The following is a 25,389-nucleotide window of genomic DNA, read 5'->3' as shown; positions in this document are numbered from 1 at the left end:
TCGTCCACACGCTTCGCCCACGGGTTCGCCGCCCAGGGCACTGGAGGAACCCCGGCACCGTGGCTGATGAGGGTAACGTGGCCTCCCGCTCGGAGGTCGAAAGTCTGCTGCGCCAGCTCGCGCCGCAGGTCCTGGGCGCGCTCTACCGTCGCTACGGCAAGTTCGAGGCGTGCGAGGACGCGGTGCAGGAAGCCCTGCTGGAGGCGGCGCTACGCTGGACGGACCAGAAGTTGCCGGACAATCCCCGCGGTTGGCTGCGCACCGTCGCCACCCGCCGGTTGGCTGATCAGTGGCGCAGTGACCAGGCCCGGCGCAATCGCGAGGTGATCGTCGCGGTGATGGGCCGCGCCGACGAGGCGGTCTCCGCCTCCGTCGACGACCTGCCCTACCAGCACGACGACACGCTGATGCTGCTGTTCATGTGCTGCCATCCCGCGCTGTCCGCGCCGTCACAGATCGCGCTGACGCTCCGCGCGGTCGGCGGCCTGACCACCAGCCAGATCGCCGCGGCGTTCATGGTGCCCGAGTCGACGATGGTGCAGCGGATCAGCCGGGCCAAGCAGCGGATCCGGTCGACCGGCACCCGGTTTCGGATGCCACCGCCGGCCGAGCGACGCGAGCGCCTGCGGGTGGTGCTGCACGTGCTCTACCTGATCTTCAACGAGGGTTACACCGCCACCTCCGGCCCGGACCTGCAGCGCGGCGAGCTGACCAGGGAGGCGATCCGGCTGACCCGCGAGGTGCACCGGCTGCTGCCCGACGACGGTGAGGTCGCCGGGCTGCTCGCGCTCATGCTGCTGACCGACGCCCGGCGCGACGCCCGTTCCCGCCCGGACGGCACGCTGGTACCGATCGCCGAGCAGGACCGGCGACTCTGGCACCGGGAGTCGATCCGCGAGGGCATCGCGCTGGTCACCCGCAGCCTGAGCGACGGGCCGGTGGAGTCCTACCAGATCCAGGCGGCGATCGCCGCGCTGCACGCCGAGGCGGCGACCGTCGACGACACCGACTGGCCGCAGATCGCCGCGCTCTACGAGCTGCTGGAACAGCTCGATCCGAACCCGATGGTGACGCTCAACCGGGCGGCCGCGACCGCCATGGCCAAGGGTCCGGAGGTCGGGCTGCGCCTGCTCGACGGCCTCGACGACCGCATCGCCAACCACCGGCTCGACGCGGTACGCGCCCACCTGCTGGAAATGGCCGGCGACCGGAGCGGGGCCCGGGTGCGCTACCTGCGGGCGGCGCAGCGCACCACGAGCCTGCCCGAACGCCGCTACCTGGAGTCGCGCGCGGCCCGGCTCAGCGACCCGCGCTGACCGCCGGCGGGGCCAGCCACAGATGCACGACCTGGTCGGGCTGCTCGACCCGGCTGATCGGCAGCTCCACCTGGCCGTCGCGGTTGCGGTCGAACAGCCGCACCCCGTCGCCCATCAGCACCGGGACCACGTGCAGCACCAACTCGTCGAGCAGGCCGGCGCGCAGGCACTGACGGATCACGCTGGCACCCCCGAGCACCGACACGTCCCGGCCGCCCGCAGCGGCCAGCGCGCGACTGACGGCACTCTCGACACCGTCGGGTACGAACTCGAAGCGGGTGCCGCCGGCCAGCTCCAGAACCGGTCGGGGCTCGTGGGTGACCACGAACACCGGGAGCCCGAACGGCGGCTCGTCGCCCCACGGCTTCTCCCCGTGGTCGTACATCCGCCGGCCGATCACGTGGGCCCCGACGGACGTGAACCCCTCGTCGAGGATCTCCGCGTCCCGGTTGGCCCGGCCCCCGTCGCGGCCGACCCGGGCCCGCCAGGTGGCCAGGTCGTAGATCCACTGGTGCAGACGGTGGCCGTCCACGCCCATCGGCAGGAGGCGACTGTCATCAGGGCCGGTCACGAAACCGTCCATCGACACCGAGATGTCGGCGGTCACTCGCGCCATCGGGGACTCTCCATTCCCAAGAGCACGGGCAGCCAGGCGGGCGCGTTCATGGCGAACGTCCCCTGGGAGGTCAACTCGGCGTCGGGCACCGCGAGGCGCAGCCCCGGGAAGCGCCGGAACAGGGTGTCCAGACCGATCTCCACCTCCAGCCGGGCCAGCGCGGCCCCGAGGCACCGGTGGATGCCGTGGCCGAACGACAGGTGCCGCTTGTCGGCGCGGCCCGCGTCGAACCGGGCCGCCTCGGGTCCGTGCACCGCCGGGTCGCGGCCCGCCCCGGCAAAGTGCATCAGGATCGGTTCGCCCTTGCCGATGCGTACGCCGGCGATCTCGACGTCCTCGACCGCGAACCGGAACGGCAGGTGCGCGACCGGCGCGTCCACCCGCAGCGTCTCCTCGATGACGTCGGCCCAGCCGGCGTCGCCCGAGCGGACCCGGCGCAGTTGCTCCGGCGCGTTCAGCATCGCCCGGACGGCGTTGACCAGCAGATTCATCGCGGGCTCCGTGCCGGTGTTGAGCAGCAGAAGCAGGGTGCTGACCATCTCGTCGTCGTCGAGGCGTGCGCCCTCGTCGCGGGCGGCGATCAGGTCGCTGGTCAGGTCGTCGGCGGGTTCCCGGCGCTTGCGGTCGATCAGGTCGTGCATCTGTGCCCGCAGCCGGGCGAAGGCGGCGGCGGCCTCCTGCGGGGTGATCTTCGCGCTGGCGGTGGCGTAGCCGCCGCCGCCGCCGACGATGCCCACCCGCTCGGCGACCGGCAGACCGATCAACTCGCCGATCACGTGAGCCGCCAGCGGGTGCCCGAACCCCGCCTTCAGGTCGACGATCTCCGTGGGCGGGTGCCTGGCGAGGTCATCGAGCAGGTCAACGGCCAGCCGTTCGATCGCCGGCCGCATGGTCTGCACCCGACGCGGCGTGAACGCCGTACGGATCAGCCGCCGCTGGCGGGCGTGTTCGGGCCCGTCCGAGCTGGTGAGGTTCTCCATTCGGGCCCAGGCGATCAGCGGGAAGTCGGGCCCGATCTCGCCGTTTGCGTACGCGATCCAGTGCTGACGCGGGTCCTTGGAGAACCGGTCGTCGGCGAGGATCTCCTTCGCCGCGTCGTAGCCGGTGACCGACCAGGCCGGCACCCCACCCGGCAGCATGATCCGGGCCACCGGCCCGTGCGCGCGGATACGGGCCGACTCGGCGTGGATGTCGGCGCCACTCAGGTCGAGCCTGACGGGTGATCCGTTGTCCATGGCTGACTCCTCGACGGGTTTCTCAGACCGCGCGGACGGCGAAGGTCAGGTGCAGGTCGGTGTCGGCGAGTCGACGCTCCTGGGTGTCGGTGACGTCGAAACCCCGCTGGCGCAGCAACGCCTCGATGTCCCCGAGGCGGCCGTCGATGTCGTGCACCTCGACAACCAGCTCGTCGATCTTCGCCCAGTCGTCGTCGGCGATGCCGGCGATCACGTCGGCCTCGGCCTTCTCGACGTCGATCTTCACGAGGTCCGCCCGTTCGGCGCCGGAGTCGCGCAACAGCCGGGAGAACGTCATCGTCTCGCATTCCACATAGGACAGCTGGTGCCGGGACGTGGCCAGGTGCTCCGCATCGCGTACCGGGACACCGCCCTCGATGAGCAGTTTCCTGGCGAGGGCGGTCTCGAGGTCCTGCTCGGTGTACAGCCCGGACTCCGCGGGGGCCTTCGGGTAGTAACCGAACCGGGCGTGCCCGTCCGCCGCGGTGATCGCGACGTTGCGGGCCAGCCCGTCCGGAACGTGCCGCGCGAAGTTCTCCTCCAGCGCGCGGTAGGTGTCCGGGCCGGGCTCGGCCGCCACGATGAACGCGGCCGGGTAACGGGACTTGAAGAACATCGAGGCCAACCCGATGTTGGCGCCGATGTCGAAGATGACACCGGGTGTCGGCCGAGCGCCACCGGGACGACGGTAGGACTCCTCGACGAAGATCTCGCGGTAGAGCAACGCCGCCTCGGCGGCGTCGACCTGGGTGACATCCTGCCCGTTGGGCAGTCGACGCCGGATCAGGCCCATATCAACTCCTCGCGCTGGTCGGGGACACCACCTGAGAATGGGTGCTGACCACCGCCGCGGTCACCTTCCCGGTTGCGCAGGCCGCGCCGCGAAGCGTCAGGTGGCCAGTCGGACCATGAAACTCCGTCAACGGGTCAGACCGCCGTCAAGCATTGACACGTCCCGCTATCCATTCCATGGTCGATGGACTCATCACTGCGTCGAAGGGTCACAGGATGGTCGGCAACGAGCACAGGTACGTCATCGTCGGGGCGGGGCCCGCCGGGCTTCAACTGAGCTACTACCTCCAGCAGCACGGTGCCGATTACCTGACGCTCGAAAGTGGTGCCGAACCGGGCGGGTTCTTCCGGCGGTTCCCCCGGCATCGCCGGCTCATCTCGCTGAACAAGGTGCACACCGACAGCACCGACCCCGAGATCCGCCTGCGCTGGGACTGGAACTCCCTGCTCAACGACTCCCCGGAGCTGCTGTTTCCGAACTTCAGCGAGGAGTACCTGCCCGCAGCCGACGACCTGGTGCGCTACCTCGCGGAGTTCCAACGGGTCCACCAGCTCAACGTCCGGTACGGCACGACGGTCGAGCAGATCACGCGGACGGGCGACGGTTTCACCGTACGCACCGGCCAGGATGAGCTCCGGGCTCGCTGCCTGGTCGTCGCGACGGGTTGGGGCCAGCCGTTCGTGCCAGCCATCAAGGGCATCGAACATGCCATCGGGTACGAGGACATGGTCGTCGACCCCACGGCGTACGAGGACCAGCGGGTTCTGATCATCGGGAAGGGCAACTCGGCCTTCGAGACCGCGTCGGCCATCCTCGGCCGGGCCTCGATGGTGCACCTCGCCAGCCGGCAACCCCTGCGGCTCGCGTGGAACACCAAACACCCCGGCGACGTCCGTGGCCAGTACGGCGCGATCCTCGACAGCTACCAGTTCAAGACACTGCACTCGGTGCTCGACTGCACGATCGACGAGATCCGGCCCGTCGACGGGCGCTTCCAGGTGTCGATCACGTACACCCACGCCGAGGGTGAGACCGCCGTGCTCGACTACCACACGGTGGTGCGGTGCACCGGCTTCCGGATGGACACCACCGTGTTCGACGAGACGTCCCGTCCCGACATGGTGCGGGACGGCCGCATGCCCGGCCTACGTCCCGACTGGCAGTCGAGCAACATCGACGACCTCTACTTCGCCGGCACGATCGCCCAGGCCCGGGACGTCAAGCACGCGTCGTCGCCGTTCATCGACGGCTTCCGGTACAACCTCCGTACCCTGACGCGGATCCTGCGGGAGCGGTACAACGACGTGCCGTTGTCGTACACGACGACGGCTGCGGACGCCGCGTCGCTGGCCAAGCTGATGCTCGACCGGGTGAACTGGTCCTCGGCGCTGTGGACCCAGTTCGAATACCTCTGCGACGTGTTCGTGCGCGACGACGCCACGGGCGACTTCCACCACTACGAGGACCTGCCCGAGGACTACGCCGTGGAGCGTTTCGCGTCCGCCACCCAGTGGTACACGCTCGCACTACGGTGGGGCCGCGACGACTACGGTGACGTCTTCGCCATCGATCGGCACCCGACCCCCGACCGGGCGCGGGAGAGCGCCTTCATCCACCCGGTGATCCGGCGGTACCGAGGAGCGGAGCTGCTCGCCGAGCAGCACCTGCTGGAGGATCTACTGGCCGAGTGGCGGCGCCCGGACCGGCACGTCGAGCCGTTGGTCGAGTTCCTGACCAAAGACCTCACCAGCGGATCATGACCTCGTCGAGGGGCTTGCGGGTCAGGTCCGGGACGTGAGCGTCCGGCGTGGGATACCCGACCGGCATGACGACGTACGGGCGCTCCTCCGGCGGCCGCTCACACACCTCGTTGAGGAATCGCATCGGGCTGGGCGTGTGGGTCAGTGTGACCAGGCCGCAGTGGTGCAGAGCGGTGATCAGCAGACCGACGGCGATGCCCACGGACTCCTTGACGTAGTACGGCTTCGGGCTGTGCGGCCCCTGGTGTATCTCGAACACGACGATGACGGCCGGTGCGGTCTCCAGGAACGGCTTCCGCCAGTCGGTGCCGAGCCCGGCAATCGCATCCAGCCACTCCGGGGAGGCGCGGCGATCGTAGAACGCACGTTCCTCGGCCTCTGCCGCCTCGCGCAACCGGCGCTTGCGGGCCGGGTCGGTCAGGACGACGAACCGCCACGGCTGGACATTGGCACCACTGGGTGCGGTCGAAGCGGCCCGGATCGCGGCCTCGATCACCCCGTCGGGGACGGGGTCGGTGGCGAACTCTCGCACGGAACGGCGCCGCGCCATCCGTTCCGCGAACGCCTCCGCCTCGCGCACCATGTCCGCCGGCCTCATACGGCTGTGCTGGATCGGAACCCTGGATTGCAGGTCTGCCTCGGTCACCTGTGGCCTCCACTGATCAGGTGTGCCGGTTGCCGTGGCAGGGCCAGCCGGCCGCGGCGTCCGGTTCCCCCAGCATTTCCGAGGTCGGCGGTTCGGTGTTACGCCTTCGTGCTGTCTTCAGGAGAAGGCACGTTCGGGGCGGTCCGGTTGGCGATCTCATCGACCACGTCGGTCAGGCGGCCGCGCAGTGCCGCGGCCGCCCGCTGGCGGGTCGCTCCGTCGCCGTTCGTGGCGAGGTGTGTCAGCCAGTCCTCGACCCGCTCGCAGTCGCCCGCCTCGTGCAGCGCCGGCCGGGCGAGCTCGACCAGCCGACCGGCGAGCGCCGCGGCGGGCAGCAGCCGGCCGGTGACGACGTCGACGCCGTGCCCGCCCATCCCGTCGCGGGCGGCACGCCAGTACGCGAGCCGCATCAGCTCGGGGACAAGTTCCGGTCCCTCGTCGCCCCGGTCGACGGCCTCACCGGCGACGACCACCAGCGCCCGCACCAGGGCGGCCAGTGCCGCGGACTCGGCGGCGGTGACGGGCACGTCGGCCACCCGCACCTCGAGGGTCGGGTGGTTCGTCGACAGGCGGAGATCCCAGAAGATGGTGCCCCGGTCGACCAGTGCGCCCACCTCGAGCAGCATGTCCACGTGGTCGTCGTACTGCTGCGCGGACCTCAGCAACGGAGGCGCGCCGGCCACCGGCCACCGCCCCCATGTGACGCTGCGCCAACTCGCGTATCCGGTGTCGCGCTCGGACCAGTAGGGCGAGTTGGCGGTGAGGGCGAGAAACACCGGCAGGTGCTGGCGCAGGTGGTTGCCGATCAGCACGGCGCGGTCCCGGTCGGGCTCCTCCACGTGAACGTGGACGGCGCAGATCGCCAGCTCGTCGTGCAACCCACGGAAGGTGGCGGTGCCGCGATCCTGGCGCGGCCCTTCGGTGATGGGCGGCGGCACGGCACTGCCGAGTACCGGCGAGCCGCTCGCGATCACCCGCAGACCTGCCGACAACGCTGCGGCCTGGACGACGGCTCGACCTTCGACGAGCTGCGCGCTCAGTGCGTCCAGGCTCCGGCACGGGTCGGTGCGGGTCTCGACCTGAAGCTTGGTGATCTCGCCACCCACCCGGGTGCCGAGGGCCGGACGCGCGCGGTCGACGACCGTGGCCGCCTCCGGCACGACCTCACCCCGGTCGACGTCGACGACGAGGAACTCCTCCTCGACTCCGAGCAGGGGAATGGACGATCCCGAGCGCTGTCCCGTAGTCATACCGACGCCGACCCCTCGCTGCCGGTCGTTCGCCGGCGCTGAGCCAGACTATGGGATGTCGTCGATGGGTTGCGGTCCGAAGCGCTCCATGGTGGACAGCACGTCGACGAGTCCGGCCAGAAGCGCAGTGCGCTCCGGCATCCGGTCGACACAGACGTACTCGTCGGCAGCGTGTGCTCCGCCGCCGACCGCGCCCAGGCCGTCGAGGGTCGGTACGCCCAGCGCGGCGGTGAAGTTGCCGTCGGACGCGCCGGCGGCGTGCGCACCGACGAGGTCCGGGATGCCAAGCTGGCGGGCGGTCGACTGGGCCAGTTCCAGGAGCGGCCGCGCCAGCTCGGGCGACATCGGGTAGCGGTTGATCCCGCCCTGCACGGCCAGCGTCGCCTCGGGCAGGAACGGCACCAGCCCGCGGATGGCGTGATCCACACGTTCGAGTTCGTCCCTGGTCCAGGCCCGGACGTCGACGGCCAGGCTGGCGCGTTCGGGCACCGTGTTCGTCGTGGTGCCGGCGGAGAGCAGGGTCGGCGTGACCGAGGTGCCACCGCTGTCCGCCGCGCCGAGCGCACCCAGCGTGAGGACCTGGTGGGCGACCTCGACCGTGGCGTTGACCCCGCGTCGTGGTTCGACGCCTGCGTGGGCGGCGCGACCCCGGACAGTGAGGCGGTACACCGAGCCGCCCTTCCTGGCCACCTTCACGTGCCCGTCCGGAGTGGCCGCCTCGCAGACGAGAACCGCACCCGAGCGCCGCGCCTCACGCTCGATCAGTGGCCGTGACGTGACGGACCCGGACTCCTCGTCGCAGGTGAGCAGCACGCCGACCGCCGAGGTGTCCTCGACCAGGCGCAGTGCCGTGAACATCTGCACGATGCCACCCTTCATGTCGCACACGCCGGGTCCGGTCGCGACGCCGTTGCGGACGGTGAAGGGCCGGGACCGGATCGTGCCCACCGGGAAGACCGTGTCGAAGTGGCCGAGGAGCAGCACCCGCTGGCTGGCGGCCGGCCACAGCAGGTGCGGCAGGCCGTCGATCACGACCCGCCGGGCGGGCCGGCCGAGAGCTTCCTCACCCCATCGGGTGAGCAGGTCGGCACAGGACTCGAGATGGGGCAGCGAGCCCGGTGCCGACTCGGACGCGACGAGCGTGCCCAGCCGGTCGACCATGTCTGCTTTGAGCTGCGTCGCGGCGTCGAGCAGACGGCGTGGATGGTCCATCGATCCCTCCAACCTCACGGGTGACGGGCCTGGCCAGGCGTGTCCGTCGACCATCGCAGGGGGATCGGGCTGTGGTCACCCTTGTTCGTGCTCAGGCAGCCGGTTCACCCGCCGGCTGCGGGACGGCCGATCCGTAGCCGAACTCGACGATCCGACGTGTGGACTCGGCGTAGGCGTCCTGCCCCTCGGGCGCGAAGGTGCCGAGCCCGTCGACGTACCGGTTGAACATGCAGAACGCGGCGGCGATCAGGACGGTGTCGTGGATCTCCAGGTCGCTGGCGCCCTCCGCGCGGGCGATGGCGACCAGCTCCGTGGTGACGTGTCGGCCGCTGATCTGCACCGCGCCGGCGATGCGCAGCAGCGCCCGCAGTTTGGCCGAGATCGGGGCGCTGTCGAGGTCGGCGCGCACCTGGTCGACGAGGGTCATGCCCTCGTCGAGCTGTGCCGCGGCGAACGCCGAGTGCGACGCGCAGCAGAAGGTGCACTCGTTGCGCCCGGAGACGTACGCCGCGATCAGCTCGCGCTCGCCGGCCGGGAGCGAGTGAGGGGCGCGCAGCAGCACCTCGGCCAGCTCGTTGAGCGGCTTCGCTGTCTCCGGGCGGTACCGCATCGGACCGGATATGCCGGGAAACTGCTTCTCGTCGATCCCCAGATCGATGTGCGCCATGGTGGTCATGCCTCTCAGCCGTGAGTCGTGGGCCGGTCGGGCGGCGCTCGTGCCGAAGACGACTGCCGGCGCCCCGGATGGCGCCGCCGCCGCGTCGCGCCGCCACGATCTCATTCCGTCCGCCGGGCGCGCTTCTTCAATCGTGCTCTGTTCCACTGACGAGCGCGCGTTCCCGCGGAGGACGCCTCATGGCTGCCGCGGGAGAGCCAGGAGCAGCGCGCACGCCAGACGCCGAATGCGGCGCCACGTCGCCGGCTGAACCACCAGCCTGAAACGCAGACGGTGCCGCGCTGCAGTCGATCTCAGCGGACGTGAGTGGAGCGCCACGTTGGCGGTGGTCGACGAGCTCACCGCTCGTCCTCCTGTGGCGGCCGGCTGGCACGATGATCCGATGGCGACCGAGCCCCAGGGACCACGTACGGATACCGCCAGCTACGAAGCGGCTCCTCCGAATCCCTACGGCGTCTACCAGGCTGCTGACGGGTTGGGCGGGATAGCGGCACCTCTGCTGGCGGCGGCAGCGGTCACGCTGCTCGGCCTGGTGCTGCAGATCGAGAATGCCCTGAGGTGGCCGAGCCTGTCCCTGCTGCTGTTCGGAGCGGCGCTCATCCTGCTGTTGCGGGCGGTCCAGTCACACGCCCGCGCTCGTGGCTATTCGGTGACACCGAGCGAAGCTCTCGCCTGGTACCCGGACGCCGCAGATCTGCAGCGGCGTCGTGTCGTCCAGTGGGAGTTGCGACGTCACCAGGCCGCGTGGCGGTTTTGGATCGGCCGGGCCCGCCGCCACTACAACCTGGGGGTGCTGTTTCTGCTGAGTGGCGCGGCAGTCCTCCTGGTGCCGGCCGATCCACAGCACCTGACCGGTACGCGGTGGGCCGCTATCGCCGTACTCGGGTGGGGTTGCGTGGTGGAGACCGTTGCGATCCTGATCGCCTGGCGTCGTCCTCGTTGGTGGGCACGGTGGTGGGCCGCGGATGCGGATCGCCGCCGCCCGGTGCGCTGGCTCAACCAGATGGTCCGCTGGATCGCCCCGCCGGATCCCCCGGTCCCTCCGCAGGAGCCGGACCTTACCGAGCATCCGCGTCCCGGGCCGGCGGATCCGCCTGGCGGCGGTCGGGCCGCTGACGGAGATCCGACACCACAGCTGGCTGGCTGACCCGACCCGGCGATATCCGGTGGATCACCGCCGATTGCGCCGAGGCGGCGCCACAGCAGGTCATCCGGGTGCCACCGCGTTACCTACCTCGCTCGGTTCCTCCCTGCCAGATGCCGGTGAACCGGCAGGTGTCAAGGTGTCTGGCCTCCGGCGGGACCTGACAGATGGGACACCGACTGGGCTGTTCCGGTGGCCAGTCACGGGTGGGTTCCTCTTCGGTCACCGTGCCAGTGTGGAGGTACACCGTTCACCCGACAACCTTCCTTTCAGCGATGGGATGAGGCCATGGTTGGCACCGCCCGGCAGACGTCGGTACGACGGTTGGACCTGTGCGCTGTCGATGTGCTTGATCCGCTGCACTGGCGATGGGTGCTGGTCGACCCGGGCACCGGCCGGCAGCTCGCCGAACACGCCGTCACGCTCGACCGGCGGCGCTGGGAGGTTGCTGCCCTAACCGACCTGCACGCCTACCTGAGCTGGCGCGCGGAACCGGACCGGCGGGTGGCAAGTGCAGCCGAGGTTGTGACGCGACTCGGCGGGTTCATCGCGCTGGAGGTCCTTGGGCCGGCGATCATGGCGGAGCTCGGCGGACACGCCCCGGTGCGCCTGCGGATCAGGGTGGCTGAGGCGACGTTTCTGACCGCGCTCCCCTTGGAACTGGCTCACCTGGACGGCATCCCACTGGCGAGGAGCGAAAGGGTGCAGGTGTCCTTCACGGTCACCGCCGACAGCACCCCCGCGAAGACGCCAACGGCTACCGGTCTCCGGCTTCTGGCGGTGTTCAGCCTGCCGACCGGGACGACCGCGTTGCGGTTGCGCTCGGAGCGGCAGCAGCTGACCAGCCTGATCCGCCGGCTGAACCGCACGGTCGATGTGGAGATCGTTCAGTGGGGCGTGACCCGCGAGGTGCTCGCCGACCGGATGGAACGCGACGGTGGCCCCGACGTGCTGCACCTGTCCGGTCACGGTCGGCAGAGCAGGTTGCTGCTGGAAGGTCCGGGCGGAACACCGGACGAGATCGACGCCACGTCCCTGGTGGACTTGCTCCGTCCGGGCAGTGGCCGGCTGCGGCTGGTATTCGTCTCGGCGTGCGAGTCAGCGGCCGCGCCACCGCGCTGGGTGGATCTCGACGAGCCCGCAACTCAGGTGACGGAAATCGCCGCCGCGCCGGCCAGTCTGGGGGTGCGGCTGGCACGTGAGCTGGGTTGCACAGTCATGGCCATGCGCTACCCGGTGACCGACGATGTCGCCGGCGACTTGGCCATCACCTTCTACACCGGCCTGATCAACGACGGATTGGATGTCGGCACGGCAGCGGCACAGGCGATCCGAGAGGTCGCCGCGGCGGGCGTGTCTGCGGCCCGGCCGGCGCTGTCGCTGGCAGCGCCGGTGCTGATCGGTTCGGACGAGGTCACCGTGGTCAGAGCGGACCTGCCGACCGCGCGGGCGAGTGCAGAGCCGATCGCCGCCGACCCGCCGACGGGGTCCACCTCACCACCGAGGCCATCGTGGGCTGGTTCCACGCCCGCGGCGCCGGACCGGTTCGTCGGGCGGGAGCAGGTGATGACGGTCGCGGGGGCCGGGCTGCTACCGGACGGCGGCATTCCGGTCATCGTCCTGACCGGGATGGCGGCGGTGGGCAAGACGGCCTGCGTGGTGGAACTCGCGCACCGGCATCGGGCCGATCTCGACCGGGTGGTGTTCTGGTCCGCTCCCGAGCGGGACGTCGACCAGCAGGACACGGTGGCTGCCTTCGTCGAAGCCGTCGATTGTGGTGTCGGCAACGCCATCGCCGCCCCGCTCGTTGCGGCCGACGATCGAAACGGGTGGGTAACGGTTGCCGCCGAACTGCTCGACCGGTGCGACCGGCACCGGACCCTGCTCGTGCTGGACAATGCCGAGTCTCTCCTGGATGCGGACGGGCGCTGGCGTGATCGACGTTGGTCGGACCTACTCACCATGCTCGCCGCCCGCCCGGGACCGACCCGGCTGCTGGTTACCAGCCGGATCCCGCCGGCCGCACCCGCCGGTGCCGGGGTACGCCAGATAACCGTCGAACCGCTGTCCGACACCGAGGCGGGGGCCCTGGTCCGGCAACTGCCCAACCTTCGGCGGCTGCTACACATCGACGACCCTGCCAGCTCAGCCGCTCCAGACGCCGCGGCGGCGACAGACGATCTGACGTACCGGCTGGACCGGTCGCTGGTGACTGCCGCGCTGGCCGCCGCGCAGGGTCATCCAAGGCTGCTGGAGCTGGCCGACGCCGCGGCGGTCGAGCCGGGGGAGCTGGCCCGCCTGCTCCAGGTGACCAGCCAGCCGGCCGGCGGCGCGCAGTGGCTCGGCGAGACGTTGACGGGCTGGACCCGTGAAACGACGTGGCGGCTCGATCCGGCGGCGTTGCTGATGGTGCAGATGCTCGCGGCCATCGAGCCGGCACACCGTCTCCCCGGCACCCTCCGCGTGGCCTGGGGCGATCTGTGGGGGGCAGCCGGTCGGCCGGGCGAGGCCCCACCGAGCGACGCGATGTTGTCGGTGCTCGTCGCTGCCGCGTTGACGCAGCGGCGGACCCTCGCCGGCACGTCGGTGCCGCCCGGTGCCGACCTGGCGGGCGGCACCGACGTGATCCGGTACGAGCTGCACCCGACCGTCGCCGCAACGGTGCGGGCCGACACGTCGGCGCAGGTCGCCAGCGCGGTGGACCTCGTTCTCGCCAACGCCTGGCAGCAGGTCGCCCGGGCGCAGGAAGAGCGCGGCGACCGGGAAAGCACCTCGGTGGTGGTCGGCGCGTTTCTCGCGGCGGTGCCGTACCTGCTCCGGCAGTCAAGCTTCGCGCGCGCGGCCGGATGCCTCGGCGCGGCGCTGGTCCGCGACACCAGTCCGCGGACCGCGCGGATCGCCCTCTCCTACGCCGCTGCCCTGGATCCCGCCATACCCGGAGCGGACCTGGTCGTCGCTATGGCGCTGCAACCCCTGGACCCGGTCGAGGCGGAACGGCTGTTGCGGCAGGCATTGTCCGCACCTGATGAGGAGGTGGCAGCGGTCGCCGCCGGCGCCTTGACCAACCAGTTGCACCAGCAGGGACGCCTCACCGAAGCGTTGGAGCTGGCCGAGCGACATGAGCAGTTGGTTGAGCGCGCGGGCCCATGGAGACGGGCCGGAGCCCGGGTGACGCGGCTGCACGTGATGCACGAGAGCGGCCAGGCCGGGCACGCACTGACCGAGGTGACCAAACTCCTCGACGAGCTGCGGACCATGTCGACCGAGCCGACCGCCCCCTACGGGCCGCCGGAAGGCGAGGTGGCGTGGCTCGTTCGGCAAGCGGCCCGCAGCCTCGCGGTGAGCGCCGCTCTCACCCTGGAGCTGTGGCAGGTCGCGCTCGACCACAACCAGCTTCTGCTCGACAGCGTTCAACGACGCGGTGCGGCCGAGGCGGAGGTCGCGTTCTTCTGGTTCAACGACGCTCACGCACTGATCCAACTTGGTCGCTTCGACGAGGCACAGAAGGTGCTGACGTACTGCCAGCGGGTCTTCGACGAGCATGGCGCCGAGCTGAACCTGTCCCGGGCGATCGGCGCCCGGGCCCTGCTCGCCGCGAAGCAGGGCAACCTGACCGAGGCGGTGGCCCTGGAACAGACCGCGCTGCGGCTGGGCTACCGGCATCCGCTCGCCGCCGACCTGGCCGCTGGACACCAGATGCTCGGCAACCATCTCGGGAAACTCGGCACCGATCCGGCCGGACAGCTCGGCCACCACCTGGCCGCCGCGCTGTTGACCCGGATCACCGGGTCGGCCCTGGTGACCGCGTTCCTGCACCCGGTCGCCGCCGATCTGCACACGTACGGGCAGAGCCGGCTACCGGCGGACCTCGGGGCGCTGGCGGCCCGGGTCGAACGCGTCGACGGCGTGCGCTTCCTACAGGTGGTACACGCGCTGCTCGCCGCCGATCCGGCGGAACGGGACCGCGTCTTTCGCGGGGCCGAGGCGTCGGAGCAGTGTCGTAGCCGGGCCGAGGAACATTTTGACGGGCTTCTCGGTGACGTCCGGCGCGCCGCCGAGGAGCAGGGCTTCGACCTGACCGGCAACCTGCTGCGCTGGGAGGGCCTGATGCCGATGATCGCCATGGCGGCGACGGGAGATGCGCGGGCGAACCGGCAGCTCACCGCGATCCTGCAGCCGATAAAGCAGGGAACCGACGCCGGCGGGCTAGCCACGGCGATCCGTCAGGTGGTCGGCGGCGAGCGCGACGATGCCGCCCTGTTCGCCGAGCTTCATCCGGCCGATGCCGCCGTCATCCGCCGAGTGCTGGAGACGATTCGGTGGCGGGACAATGTGCGGGCCCGCCCGGATGAGGATCGGTTGGCCCTTACCGAGGCGGACTACCGCGCCGCGGTGGACGCTGACGATCACGTACGGGCGGGTCTGCGGGCGGCGGAGCTCAGCGGCCTGCTGCGCGTCCGGAAGCAATTCACCGAGGCGCTGCCGTACGCCGATCAGGCCATCGCGCATCGCCGGCGGGCCGGATTCGGGTCGTGGAGCCAGCGATTCGATCTCGGGCGGCGGTTGCAACTCCTCAACGACCTGCGTCGTTGGGAGGAGGTCCTCGCGGAGCTGGCACCGCTACGCAGCGAGTTGCGGGGCGAGCCGAACCTGCCCAGCCGCACCGACCCGGTGAACCCGTCGACGGTGCGAGACCAGCTGCTGACTCTTGGCTTGCTTGCCGCAGTCTCACTGCGGGACTGGGAGTTGGCAGTCGAATTCCACGACGATCTCGCGGCGAACATGCAGTTGCGCGGCGCGAGCCGGGTCGAGCTCGCCCTGCACAAGCTTGACCGGGTCACGCTGCTGAGCCCTCTTCGACGCATCGCCGAGATCGGAGAGATGTACGACGAGGTACGAGCGGTGCTCTCGGACAACCTGGACGCTGAGACTCGGGCGCGGTTCGACGTGGCATTGGATCGGGCCGCGACAACGCTGGCACCGGAGGCGCCGTGGCGTCGGCAGGCGCTGGCCGACGCGTACGAAGGGATGGACAGCCTTCCACTGATCGCTGTCGAGCACTACTACTTCGCGAGTGGTGACGGACCAGCCAGGACGCCGACCGCCAAGGCGTCGCATCTGCTCGCTTCGGCGGTCGTCTGCAGCCTGGACGGTCAGGACGCCTCCGCCGCCTTGACAGTCCGGCACGTGGCACCGCACCTGTACCAGCCGGACGGCACCCGGGCCATTCCCACCCTGGACAGCATCGTCGCCGTCGTGGAGGAGGTGCCCGGCGTACGGTTCAGGGAACTCGTCACCCAGGTAATCGGCACTCCGAGCCGGGCCGCGGCGGCGGTCGCCGATGCGGTGCGAGCCGCGTACCGGATCCCGGTAGCCGAGCTGTTCAGCCTGGACCAGGTCGTCGCGGACCACGAGACGGCGATCGCCGCGGTGGCGGCCGCCTACACCGGCAAGCTGCGGGAACGAACGGCATGCGAACCGATCCTGGGCGAATTGGCGACGAAGCCGAACGGGGCGCCACTCGCCACGGCATTACGTCGGGCGGCAGCCGGGAACCTGCTGTCGTTGGACGAGCAGGAGGCGATGCACCCGATTCACGCGGCGATCATCGGTGCGCTGCGCAGCAGGATCGACAGCATCGGCCGTCAGCGATGACCGGTCGCCCGTCCGCGCACGCTGGCCTTGCCGATCCGTGACGGCGGCCGGCCCGGGCTACCGCCGTGCGGCGTATAGCGCCGTTGAGATAGACGTTCGCGAAAGAGATATACCGACGTCCGCACGATCGACATCGACTGAGGAGCGGCGTCCACCCCACTGATCGCCGCCGCGCCCGATCACCGCGCGCCGGTGGTCCCTCAGCCTGGTCACCACCACGGCGGTAGGAAACGCTGCCAGATGATGGCTTCACAGGTCCGAGCCTCTCAGGGCCGGGACCAAGGTTGCGTCGCCTTTAACGTGAGTTGACGAATCGGTCCCAGGGTTGAGGCCCTGGCGCTTGTAGTGAAGCCGGATCTTCCCGGCTTGATCGTCGATATCGTGGTGGAATGCCGACCTCGCCTCCCGAGAAGGGGGTTATCTGGGAAGAACTCTTCTTCGACCTGGCCTTCGTGTTCGCGCTCACCCAGTTCTCCCACATGCTGCACGAGGACCACAGTTGGGCGGGGATCGGCCGGGTCCTGCTCCTGTTCGTGACCATCTATTGGGCGTGGGCTGGCACCACGATCTATACCGACCAACGCGATGTCGGCAACGCGCTGGATCGGGCTGGCGTTTTCGCCCTTGGGCTCGGCAGTCTGCTGCTGGCTCTGACGGTTCCCGGTGCCTTTGGGGATAGGGGCCTGCTGTTCGTCGGTGTTTACCTGGCGATGCGGGTACTGCTGGCGGCGCTGGCCTTGCGCACCCCAGGTGGCTGGCGGTCCCCGGTCTTTCGCCCCTACGGGTCGGGGCTGGTGGCCGGTCCGCTGCAACTGGCGGGTGGCCTGCTGCACGGTACGACGCGAATAGTGCTCTGGTCGATCGCGGTCCTCGTCGATTTGATCGGTACCACGATCAGTCGACGGACGCTGGATAAGGTCAGGGTCCGGCCACTGCATTACACCCACCGTTACGGACTTCTGATCATCCTCGTGCTCGGCGAGTCGGTGATCCAGGTCGGAATGGTGGCCGTGGACGAGTCGCTGACCCTCGCCCGGGTGGCCGCCATCTGCCTCTCCTACTCGCTGGTCTGCGCACTCTGGTGGGCGTACTTCATCTACGGTGTCCGGGCCTTCCGGCTCGCGGTGGACCGGAGCGAGCAGCAGGCAGATATCCGCCGCTCCGTGATGGTCTACGGGCACCTGCTATTCAGTTTCGCGATCATCACGGTTGCCGTTGGCCTGTCCGAGGTAGTGACGGAACCCCTCGAGCCGCTTCGTGCCGGCGAGGGGACTGTGCTCTTCGGTGGCGCCGCGCTCTTCCTCGGCACCTTCGCCTACACCCACTGGCGAATCCACCGACAAATCGCGCGACGACGGATCGGCGCGAGTGTGCTCTGCCTGGTTCTGATGCCGCTAGCACCCCTGGTGCCGGCCCTGGCCGCCCTGACGACCCTGTTCGCGGTGGTTGCCGGAGTGAGCGTGCTCGAAGGGATGATCATGCACCGTCACCCGCTGATCGGGGAACGCGTGACGGTGGGCGAAATACGTGACGACCCGGGTCACGTGGACGAGGGCCCCGTGGTGCGCGAATGACGCCGTCCGACTGAAGCAGCGCCGCAACCCGCTACGACAAGACCGGGACCTCAGACCACACAACCGTCACCATCGCCGCGCCACTCCGTCGGTGGTGAACCTGCGAAGACAGAGCCCAGGGCAGCATCAGCAGCTCGGCGAGCAGGGGCAGCAGGATGACGGCGCCGGTCGAGAGTAGCCAACTGCCGAAGTGGAGTGATGAGAAGTGTTCGCGAATCCAGGCGCAGTAGAGATGAAGGTCAACGGGGGGTGATCAGTGGTGCGAAATCGGCGCGAGTGAGGGGCTGGTCGGACAATGAACCGTCTGCGCGCGGCACCCTCAGAGGTCGGCCCTCGCGGGCAAACGTGACGGTGGTGACGTCGTCACGGCTGGTGAGGGTACAAACGATTTGCCCGAAGGCGAGGACCTCGTCGCTGCGGCCGGCGTCGTCGCCGGGTTCGTCGACCCCAACGCGGGCCTGGGTACCGGTCACTGTGACACCGGCGGCGTTGACCGCTCCCGGCAGCGCGCTGGTCAAGTCGGTAGCGCGTTCGGCGGCGGTGGGCCCGGCCAGCAGATGCCGCAGTTGGTCCTCGATCGTTGGTGGCCGCTCGACGCGCCGGACGAAAGAGATGATGCGGTTGTCGCGGACAAAGCAGAGTGTTTCGGCGGCAGGGCCGACTGGTGCGCTGGTGTCGGCGGGCGCGGAACTCTGAAATGGCCCTTGTGGTGCCTGCACTACGCGAGGGGCATCGTCGGTGGGGATGCTGCAGCTTGTCAGCAGTGCGGCAAGCGCCATCACAGCGAGATGACGATGGTTCATGGCAAGCTCTCCGGCAGGGTGACACGGAAGCAGGCGCCTCCGCCGGGCCGGTCACCGACGGTGACGTGTCCGGCGTGTGCTGCGGCGTGCTGCGCGACCAGCGCGAGTCCGAGCCCTGTGCCGTCGCCGGTGCCGCGGGTGTGAGCTGCTCGCCCCCGGACGAAACGGTCGAAGATCGCCTCGCGGTCCTCGACGGGCACGCCGGGTCCGTCGTCCTCGACCTCGATGATGCCGGCGCTACCGTCGCGGCCCAGCCGGACGCCTGCGGGAGCGCCTCCGTAGGTCACCGCGTTGTCGAGCAGGTTCGCCAGGACCTGCGCGACCCGGCGCCGCTCGACCAGCCACGTCGCCGGTACGTCGGGTGCGAGATGGACGAGCGTCGTGGGCAGGTCGAGGGCGCGGCAGGCATCGCGGGCCAGCCCTACGACGTCCACGGGGCCCCGGTGGGCGGGCTGGTCACTGCGGGCCAGGTCGATCAGGTCATTGACGAGCCGCTGGAAACGGTCGATCTCGTCGGCGACGAGCCCGGCCGCGATGGCGGTTCGTTCGTCCTGGTGTTCCCGACGGCGAGCCAGGACGCTGGCCGCCGCGGCGAGGGTCTGCAACGGGGAACGCAGTTCGTGGCTGACGTCGGCGGCGAAACGCCGGTCCCGTTCGATGCGGCGGACCAACTGGTCGACCATCTGGTTGAACGAGGAGGAGAGGCGGGTGAGGTCGGGGTCGGTGGCGGGGTCGAGGCGGGCGGTGAAGTCACCGGCGGCGATCTTCTCGGCTGCGTCGGCCACAGCCGTCAGCGGCCGCAGCCCATGTCGGGTGGCGTACCAGCCGAGGGCCGCGCCGGAGCCGGCGACCATGATCGCGACGGTGGTCAGCGCGAGCGCCAGGACCTGGAACGTCTGTTCCAGTTCCCGGAGCGAGTTGACCTCGAAGTACGTCGCGGACGAGGACAGGGGCACCCCGACGACCAGGACGGATTGGCCGTCGACGCGTACCCGCTGCACCGCGGGCTCGCCGGCCGCGACGACCCGACGCAGCTCAACCGGGATGGCAGCGGTGGTGCTGGGGTCGGCGGTACGGGCATACCACTCGCCGTCCAGATGCAGCACCGGCCGCCGACTCCCGCCCGTGTCCAGCGAACGAAGCACCTCCACCACATCGGGGGTGTCGGTGTCGAGGCCGGCGCGGACGACCGTAGCGTCGAAGTAGGCCGCGCGCAGGGCGGTGCGTTCCCGCTCGTCGAGCAGGGACCGGCGGGTCAACTCGTAGGAGATCAGGGCCATCGACGCCGAGAGCAGGAGCGCGCCGACGGCAAACGCGGCTGTCACCCGGGTACGCAGTCCGAGGCGTCTCATCGTTGCAGCTTGTAGCCCAGGCCCCGCAGGGTGACCAGGTACCGGGGGTTCGCCGGGTCTGATTCGATCTTCTGCCGCAGACGGCCGACGTGCACGTCGACGAGCCGTTCGTCGCCGCTGTCGTACCCCCATACTCGTTCGAGCAGTTGCTGGCGGGACAGCACCCGACCGGTGTGCTCGGCCAGCTCACAGAGCAGCCGGAACTCGGTACGGGTGACCGGTACGGGTTGGCCGGCTCTGCGCACCTCTCCCCCGTCAGGGCTTATCTCCAGCTCGCCGACCACGAGCACTGGCACCGGCTCCGGCGTGTGCCCCGCGACGCCGCTACGGGCCCGGCGACGCAGGGCGCGCAGCCGAGCGGTCAGTTCCTTGATCGCCACCGGCTTGACGACGTAGTCGTCGGCGCCGGCCTCCAGGGCGGCGACAATGTCGTGGGTGTCGTCGCGGGCGCTGACCACCACGATCGGGACATCGTCGTCACGGCGCAGCTGCCGAATGCATTCGAAGCCGTCGAGACCGGGCAGCATCAGGTCGACCAGCACGTAGTCGGCGGGGTCGCGGCGCTGAGCGCGCAGCCCCTCCTCGGCCGTGGCCGCGCCCACCGCGTCGTAACCCTCGTCCTCCAGTGCGAGCAACAACGCCAATCGGATGCGGTCGTCGTCCTCGATCACCAGTACGGCCGTCATACCCGGCATCATCCCCAGCCGACCGGCTCGGAGGCCAACCGTGGCGGCCGGTTGGCTGATTTGTCACGGAACTGTCACAGATCCGCGTGGTAGCCGCCAAACCCGCCCGGCAGGGTGACAGGCGACCGGATCCGCGAGGGAGAGGGGTGTGCCTGTGACAGGGCCACTGGCAACTACGCCATGCACGCTGCCGCTGGTCGAGGTGCGCGTCACCGAGTTCAACCTCGCCTGCCTGCCGGCGACCGGAGCCGTGTTCGACCGCCTGCTCGCCCTGCATCCCGCACAGGTGGTGGTCGACCTGTCTGGGTGCCGGCACATCGACGCCGCTGCCATCGGTCTCCTGCTCGATGTGCACCGGCGGTTGGCCCGTGCCGACGCGGTCCTCACCGTCCGCGATCCGAACCCGCGCATCCGGCGCATCCTGCACGCCGCCCGCCTGGACCAGATCCTGCCGGTCGTCGACACCGCCCCATCGTCGCTGCCCGGCACCCCGCCGGGCATGCAGGCACCCACCCGCACCCAGCCGACGCTGGTCGCTCATGGTCGCGCCTCGGTAAAAGTCGCTCACTGACGACCGCCCAGCGGGCTTCCCTGCCCACCATCGGGCGCAACGGCTGTCAGCGCAGGAAACGTCGCGCTCGAGAGCCGGGCCTCCGCATCAGCTCTGCACGATCGCCGTGTCCCACCCCATCGGTGGACATGGCCCCAGGAAGGACCAGCAGAATGACCGTTGTCCCAGACGACCACCTGATGACCCTGATCTGCGACACCTGCGGCGACACCGTCACGGCCACCGCGTGTGTGCTCCCCGATGCCGAGGTCGTCTGGACCCTGGTGTCCGAACAGGGATGGAGCGGTTCCCCCTTCGCTACCGGCCCGCACCGCTGCCCACACTGCAGCCTCCTGCCGCTCCCTGGTGGCGGCAACGCGTCGTGCGGCGACCACGGTCCTGGCGGCATCCTCGGCATCGACCACCTCGACGACGTGACCGTTGTCGCCGCCGGCGGTGACGTCGATCTCGACACCGGGGACACCCTGCGCACCGCCCTGCGGCACGCAGCCGACATGGGCGGGCACGTCGTGGTCGACCTGAGCCGAGTACACCTCATCGACTCCACCGGCCTCGGTCACCTCGTCCGCGCCCACCGCGAAGCCCGAGATCGTGGGGCCACACTCTGTCTGGCCGCGCCGTCGCGGTTCATCCGCACCGTCCTGCACACGATGCGCCTGGACGGAGCCTTCCCCATTTTCGACAGCCGCGAAGACGCCCTCGCCCAACTGTCCAACGGGTCGGTGTCGGAACGGCCAACCGCCACCGCCGCCACGCGTTATTGATCGAATCCCGAGAACCGGCCCTCAGTTGTCGTAGCACTCGTACTTGAAGGAGATCCGAGGGAGCCCATGAGCATCGTTGGTCTCGTCACCACGCTCCTCGTCGGCGTCGCTGTCGGCCTGCTCGGCAGGCTCGTCGTCCCAGGACGCCAGGAGACCCCGATCTGGCTGACCGTGTCCGTCGGGGTAGTCGCCGCGCTGGCGGGCAGCATCGTCGCCCGTCTCGCGGGTGTCGATACCAGCACCCTCAACCTCATGACACTGGTCGTCCAGGCCGGCCTCGCCGGCATCGGCGTCGTACTCGTCGTGGCCACCGCCAGGCCCGACCCATCCGATTCCGCCTGAACCGGAGACGACGCAGCACCAGCACCAGAAGGCCGGCCCCAAGCACGGTCAGGCCGGTTTCCGCTCACGTTCATGAGTCCCATCCGATCGGGTTCCTGACCGGCCTGAGGACGTCACTGGCTCGCCGTCCGCTATCCCGCCCGGCCTCGTCACACTGAAGGAGCTGACCATGTACATGCCATGGCCGTTGCCCGATGAGAACTGGTTCGCCGACACCTCGCGCCAGCCCGAGCCGGACCACGAGGACCGGAGACTGGAGGCGCTGGTCGCACAGCGGTTGAGCATCGACTGGACCACGCGGCGCCAGCAGATCACCGTCGCCGTGCAGAACCGAGTCGTCATCCTCGCCGGTGTGGTGAGTGACGCGAACGCGCGGCAGGTCGCGGCGGACCTCGCCTACGACGTGCCGGGCATCTTCGACATCTGCAACACACTGCGGCTCAGCGGCCCGCGGCGTAGCCACCGGTGACTCCGGCAGGATGACACGCTCCCGTTCTCAGGGGCGGTGACAGGCTGACGGTCGTCGTTTGGCTACCGTAGTAGCCGGTGTGCCGGGAAGACTGGTCGGCGACTTCGTCACCGACCCCACCGGAGGACCACGATGAGCCGCCCACCGGCGAACCACACGCCACTCCTGCTCAGCCGCAGGAGTTGGCCTGAGGTACGCCGGATCGGAGACATTCTCCGGACCGAAACGGTCGGTGGGGTGCTGCTGCTGGTCGCCGCCGTGCTTGCTCTCGCCTGGGCGAACTCTCCCTGGTCCGACGGGTACCGCTCACTCGCCGACGTCACCGTTGGCCCCGAGACGCTGCATCTGGACCTCTCATTGGCGCAGTGGGCCGCCGATGGCCTGCTAGCGATCTTCTTCTTCGTCGCCGGGCTGGAACTCAAGCGCGAGTTCGTCGCCGGTGATCTACGCGAGCCCCGCCGGGCGATGCTGCCCGTCGCCGCCGCACTCGGCGGAATGACGCTGCCGGCGCTGATCTACGTGGCGTTCAACGTCGGGGCCGGCAACGGGGCGTTGACCGGATGGGCCATCCCGACCGCCACGGACATCGCGTTCGCCCTCGCCGTGCTCGGCGTGATCAACACCAGCCTGCCCTCGGCGATGCGCACGTTCCTGCTCACCCTCGCGGTGGTCGACGACCTGCTGGCCATTGTGATCATCGCGGTCTTCTACACCAGCTCCCTGCACTTCGGGCCGCTGCTGCTCGCGCTGGCCCCGATGGCGCTGTTCGCTCTACTTGTTCAGCGCCGGGTGAGGTCCTGGTGGCTGCTGCTGCCGCTGGCCGCCACGACGTGGGCGCTGGTGCACGCCTCCGGGGTGCACGCCACCGTCGCCGGGGTCGCGCTGGCCTTCACCGTGCCGGTGCTACGCCGCAAGCCGGGACCTGGCCCTGGCCTGGCGGAGCACTTCGAACACCGCATCCGGCCCCTGTCCGCCGGGGTCGCGGTACCGGTGTTCGCGTTCTTCGCCGCCGGAGTCTCGGTAGCCGGGGCGGGCGGCCTCGGCGCAACCCTGACCGACTCGGTCGCCCTGGGCGTGATGGTGGGGTTGGTGGTGGGTAAGGCGGCCGGCGTTCTCGGTGCCACCTGGCTCGTGCAGCGGTTCACCCGGGCCCGGCTCGCGGAAGGGCTCGCCTGGTGGGACATGGTGGGGTTGGCGCTGCTGGCCGGGGTCGGTTTCACCGTGTCGCTGCTGATCGGCGAGCTGGCGTTCGGCGCCGGCACCGAACGCGACGACCACTCCAAGATCGCTGTTCTGCTCGGGTCCCTGCTGTCAGCGCTGCTGGCAACCGTCGTTCTACGCGCTCGTAACCGGCATTACCAGGGAGTCTGCGCCTTGGAGGAGCGTGACAGCGACGCCGACGGGGTGCCAGACGTCTACGAGGAGCAGCCGACCAGGACGACGCCGTCCTGATCTGGCGCTCCTGGGCTATGGCGGCCAGCCGAGCAGTCGAGCGCCGAGTACGGCTGTTTGCAGCGTGAAGCGTTGGGTCGGCTCGCCGGGGTGGTAGCCGGTCAGATCCCAAATGCGGTCGAGTCGATAGGTGATCGCCCGGACGGACAGGTGCATCTGCCGAGCGGTCGCGGTGTGGTTGCCCTGGTTGTCGAAGAGCACGGTCAGGGTCTCCAGGTACGGCTCGGCACCGCCGCGCGCCGTCGTCAGTGGCCCGAGGACCGTGGTCACCAGGTCGATGATGGCGTCGCGGTCACGCAGCAGCACGGGGAACACCAGCAGGTCGGCGGCATTGAGGACGGGCGTGGTGAAGCCGAGCCTGACGGCGTAGTCGAGGGTGTGGCGGGCCTCGTCGAGGGACGTGGCCAGGCCCTGGATCCCGGGTTGGGTGCGACCGACGGCAATCTGCCAGTTGCCCGCACCGAGTTCGGTGAGGAGCAGGTGGGCGAGTTCGGCCGCGATGCCGCGTAGTCCGCCGGCGCTGATGCAGACCACGTCGCCGTCGCGAAGGGTGGTGAGGGTGTTGCCTTCGCCGAACCTGGAGGCCAGCGCGGCGTCGACGCGGTGGGTAATGCGGGGAGTCAGGCCGGCCGCACGGGCGATGAGGACGGTGTGGGTGGCCGACAGGCGGATGCCGTATCGGTGTGCGCGCTCGGCCAGACCGCCCGGGTCGGCGCGGCCGGTGAGCAGGTCGTTGACGAACGCGGCACGTTCGTCGTCGTGGCGATCCAGCTCGGCGCGGTTCTGCCGGTTATACCCGTCCACGGCGTCGGTGAGCAGGACACGGGCGGCGTCCAGAAGCGTCTCGGCGCGGGAATGCACTGCGACGGCGGTGTCCGTCGGCGCGACCGGGGTGGCGCTCCAGTGGGCAGTGGTGGCATCCAGCAGGCCGGTAACAAGCTCGCGCAGCGTCAGCCCCTCATCCGCTGCGCGGGCACCCAGGTTGACCGCTGCCTGACGTCGGGCACCGGCCGGGAGGCACAGCAGATCCTGGCAGTCGCCTGCCAGCCAGTTGTCGTCGCTCATGGGCTGTT

At 69.9% G+C, this 25,389-nt stretch carries 21 protein-coding genes; 10 read left to right on the top strand and 11 right to left on the bottom strand.

From position 1 onward, the window contains the following. Positions 1–59 precede the first annotated feature (59 nt). Entirely contained in the window at positions 60–1,316 is a 1,257-nt protein-coding gene (locus PSH03_RS04810) for an RNA polymerase sigma factor (protein ID WP_238688382.1), read from the top strand. Here PSH03_RS04810 and PSH03_RS04805 read toward each other — a convergent pair. From PSH03_RS04805 to PSH03_RS04795, 3 genes are read right to left on the bottom strand one after another with little or no spacing between them, the layout of a single operon-like run. After that, on the bottom strand, positions 1,300–1,932 hold the full coding sequence (locus PSH03_RS04805) for a dihydrofolate reductase family protein (protein WP_238688381.1): 633 nt from the start codon (positions 1,930–1,932) through the stop codon (positions 1,300–1,302). The two genes, PSH03_RS04810 and PSH03_RS04805, sit on opposite strands and share 17 nt — an antisense overlap. After that, the gene (locus PSH03_RS04800; RefSeq protein WP_238688380.1) at positions 1,920–3,167 is read right to left on the bottom strand and encodes a cytochrome P450 family protein; all 1,248 of its coding nucleotides are present in this window, start codon (positions 3,165–3,167) and stop codon (positions 1,920–1,922) included. Before PSH03_RS04800 ends, PSH03_RS04805 begins: the two co-directional genes overlap by 13 nt. A 22-nt stretch (positions 3,168–3,189) precedes the next feature. Next, positions 3,190–3,960 carry an FkbM family methyltransferase gene (locus PSH03_RS04795; RefSeq protein WP_238688379.1) on the bottom strand — a complete coding sequence of 257 codons (771 nt, stop codon included), beginning with the start codon at positions 3,958–3,960 and terminating at the stop codon, positions 3,190–3,192. 215 nt (positions 3,961–4,175) lie between these two features. Between PSH03_RS04795 and PSH03_RS04790 the strand changes: the two genes are divergently transcribed. Further along, the gene (locus tag PSH03_RS04790) at positions 4,176–5,720 is read left to right on the top strand and encodes an NAD(P)-binding domain-containing protein (RefSeq protein WP_238688378.1); all 1,545 of its coding nucleotides are present in this window, start codon (positions 4,176–4,178) and stop codon (positions 5,718–5,720) included. On the opposite strand, the gene PSH03_RS04785 is transcribed toward PSH03_RS04790, so the two are convergent. The 4 genes from PSH03_RS04785 to PSH03_RS04770 form a co-directional block, all read right to left on the bottom strand. Beyond that, on the bottom strand, positions 5,704–6,318 hold the full coding sequence (locus tag PSH03_RS04785; RefSeq protein ID WP_238684297.1) for a nitroreductase family protein: 615 nt from the start codon (positions 6,316–6,318) through the stop codon (positions 5,704–5,706). The genes PSH03_RS04790 and PSH03_RS04785 overlap by 17 nt on opposite strands. A 146-nt stretch (positions 6,319–6,464) precedes the next feature. Further along, positions 6,465–7,616 (bottom strand): carboxylate-amine ligase, encoded by a 1,152-nt coding sequence (locus tag PSH03_RS04780; RefSeq protein ID WP_210780620.1) that lies wholly within the window; start codon positions 7,614–7,616, stop codon positions 6,465–6,467. A gap of 48 nt (positions 7,617–7,664) precedes the next feature. Next, positions 7,665–8,828, bottom strand: coding sequence for a M20/M25/M40 family metallo-hydrolase (locus PSH03_RS04775; RefSeq protein ID WP_210780621.1), 1,164 nt, complete (start codon positions 8,826–8,828; stop codon positions 7,665–7,667). 91 nt (positions 8,829–8,919) lie between these two features. Then, positions 8,920–9,495 carry a carboxymuconolactone decarboxylase family protein gene (locus PSH03_RS04770; protein WP_238688445.1) on the bottom strand — a complete coding sequence of 192 codons (576 nt, stop codon included), beginning with the start codon at positions 9,493–9,495 and terminating at the stop codon, positions 8,920–8,922. A gap of 391 nt (positions 9,496–9,886) precedes the next feature. On the opposite strand from PSH03_RS04770, the gene PSH03_RS04765 reads away from it, so the two are divergent. From PSH03_RS04765 to PSH03_RS04755, 3 genes are all read left to right on the top strand, one after another. Next, positions 9,887–10,651 carry a hypothetical protein gene (locus PSH03_RS04765; protein ID WP_210780622.1) on the top strand — a complete coding sequence of 255 codons (765 nt, stop codon included), beginning with the start codon at positions 9,887–9,889 and terminating at the stop codon, positions 10,649–10,651. A gap of 285 nt (positions 10,652–10,936) precedes the next feature. After that, positions 10,937–16,303 carry a CHAT domain-containing protein gene (locus tag PSH03_RS04760; RefSeq protein WP_238688377.1) on the top strand — a complete coding sequence of 1,789 codons (5,367 nt, stop codon included), beginning with the start codon at positions 10,937–10,939 and terminating at the stop codon, positions 16,301–16,303. Between the two features lie 389 nt (positions 16,304–16,692). Next, a complete protein-coding gene (locus tag PSH03_RS04755; RefSeq protein WP_210780624.1) occupies positions 16,693–17,877 on the top strand; it encodes a low temperature requirement protein A in 1,185 nt (394 codons plus the stop codon). Between the two features lie 239 nt (positions 17,878–18,116). Here the strand turns inward: PSH03_RS04755 and PSH03_RS04750 are convergent, their stop codons facing one another. Genes PSH03_RS04750 through PSH03_RS04740 form a run of 3 tightly spaced genes read right to left on the bottom strand, consistent with a single transcriptional unit; the run spans position 18,117 to position 20,718 of the window. Next, positions 18,117–18,680: a GerMN domain-containing protein gene (locus tag PSH03_RS04750; RefSeq protein ID WP_210780625.1), complete on the bottom strand. Its 564-nt coding sequence runs from the start codon at positions 18,678–18,680 to the stop codon at positions 18,117–18,119. Then, positions 18,677–20,032: a sensor histidine kinase gene (locus tag PSH03_RS04745; RefSeq protein ID WP_238688376.1), complete on the bottom strand. Its 1,356-nt coding sequence runs from the start codon at positions 20,030–20,032 to the stop codon at positions 18,677–18,679. Before PSH03_RS04745 ends, PSH03_RS04750 begins: the two co-directional genes overlap by 4 nt. Continuing rightward, complete coding sequence (locus tag PSH03_RS04740) at positions 20,029–20,718, bottom strand: response regulator transcription factor (RefSeq protein ID WP_210780627.1); 690 nt, start codon at positions 20,716–20,718, stop codon at positions 20,029–20,031. The genes PSH03_RS04745 and PSH03_RS04740 overlap by 4 nt, the downstream gene beginning before the upstream one ends. A gap of 154 nt (positions 20,719–20,872) precedes the next feature. On the opposite strand from PSH03_RS04740, the gene PSH03_RS04735 reads away from it, so the two are divergent. From PSH03_RS04735 to nhaA, 5 genes are all read left to right on the top strand, one after another. Then, on the top strand, positions 20,873–21,289 hold the full coding sequence (locus PSH03_RS04735) for an STAS domain-containing protein (RefSeq protein ID WP_210780628.1): 417 nt from the start codon (positions 20,873–20,875) through the stop codon (positions 21,287–21,289). A 152-nt stretch (positions 21,290–21,441) separates the two neighbouring features. Further along, a complete protein-coding gene (locus tag PSH03_RS04730) occupies positions 21,442–22,053 on the top strand; it encodes an STAS domain-containing protein (protein WP_210780629.1) in 612 nt (203 codons plus the stop codon). Between the two features lie 66 nt (positions 22,054–22,119). Then, a complete protein-coding gene (locus PSH03_RS04725) occupies positions 22,120–22,395 on the top strand; it encodes a GlsB/YeaQ/YmgE family stress response membrane protein (protein ID WP_210780630.1) in 276 nt (91 codons plus the stop codon). A 169-nt stretch (positions 22,396–22,564) separates the two neighbouring features. Next, positions 22,565–22,864, top strand: coding sequence for a BON domain-containing protein (locus tag PSH03_RS04720; protein WP_210780631.1), 300 nt, complete (start codon positions 22,565–22,567; stop codon positions 22,862–22,864). A 132-nt stretch (positions 22,865–22,996) separates the two neighbouring features. Next, positions 22,997–24,316 carry a Na+/H+ antiporter NhaA gene (gene nhaA / locus PSH03_RS04715; protein WP_238688375.1) on the top strand — a complete coding sequence of 440 codons (1,320 nt, stop codon included), beginning with the start codon at positions 22,997–22,999 and terminating at the stop codon, positions 24,314–24,316. Between the two features lie 15 nt (positions 24,317–24,331). Here nhaA and PSH03_RS04710 read toward each other — a convergent pair whose 3' ends face one another. After that, positions 24,332–25,381, bottom strand: coding sequence for a PucR family transcriptional regulator (locus tag PSH03_RS04710; RefSeq protein WP_238688374.1), 1,050 nt, complete (start codon positions 25,379–25,381; stop codon positions 24,332–24,334). Positions 25,382–25,389: the final 8 nt, after the last annotated feature.

The organism is Micromonospora salmantinae, from assembly GCF_022230905.1.
In the GTDB taxonomy this organism is placed as follows: domain Bacteria; phylum Actinomycetota; class Actinomycetes; order Mycobacteriales; family Micromonosporaceae; genus Micromonospora; species Micromonospora salmantinae.
Note: the sequence above shows the minus strand (reverse complement) of the source record. Positions and strands in the feature narration are given on the sequence as shown.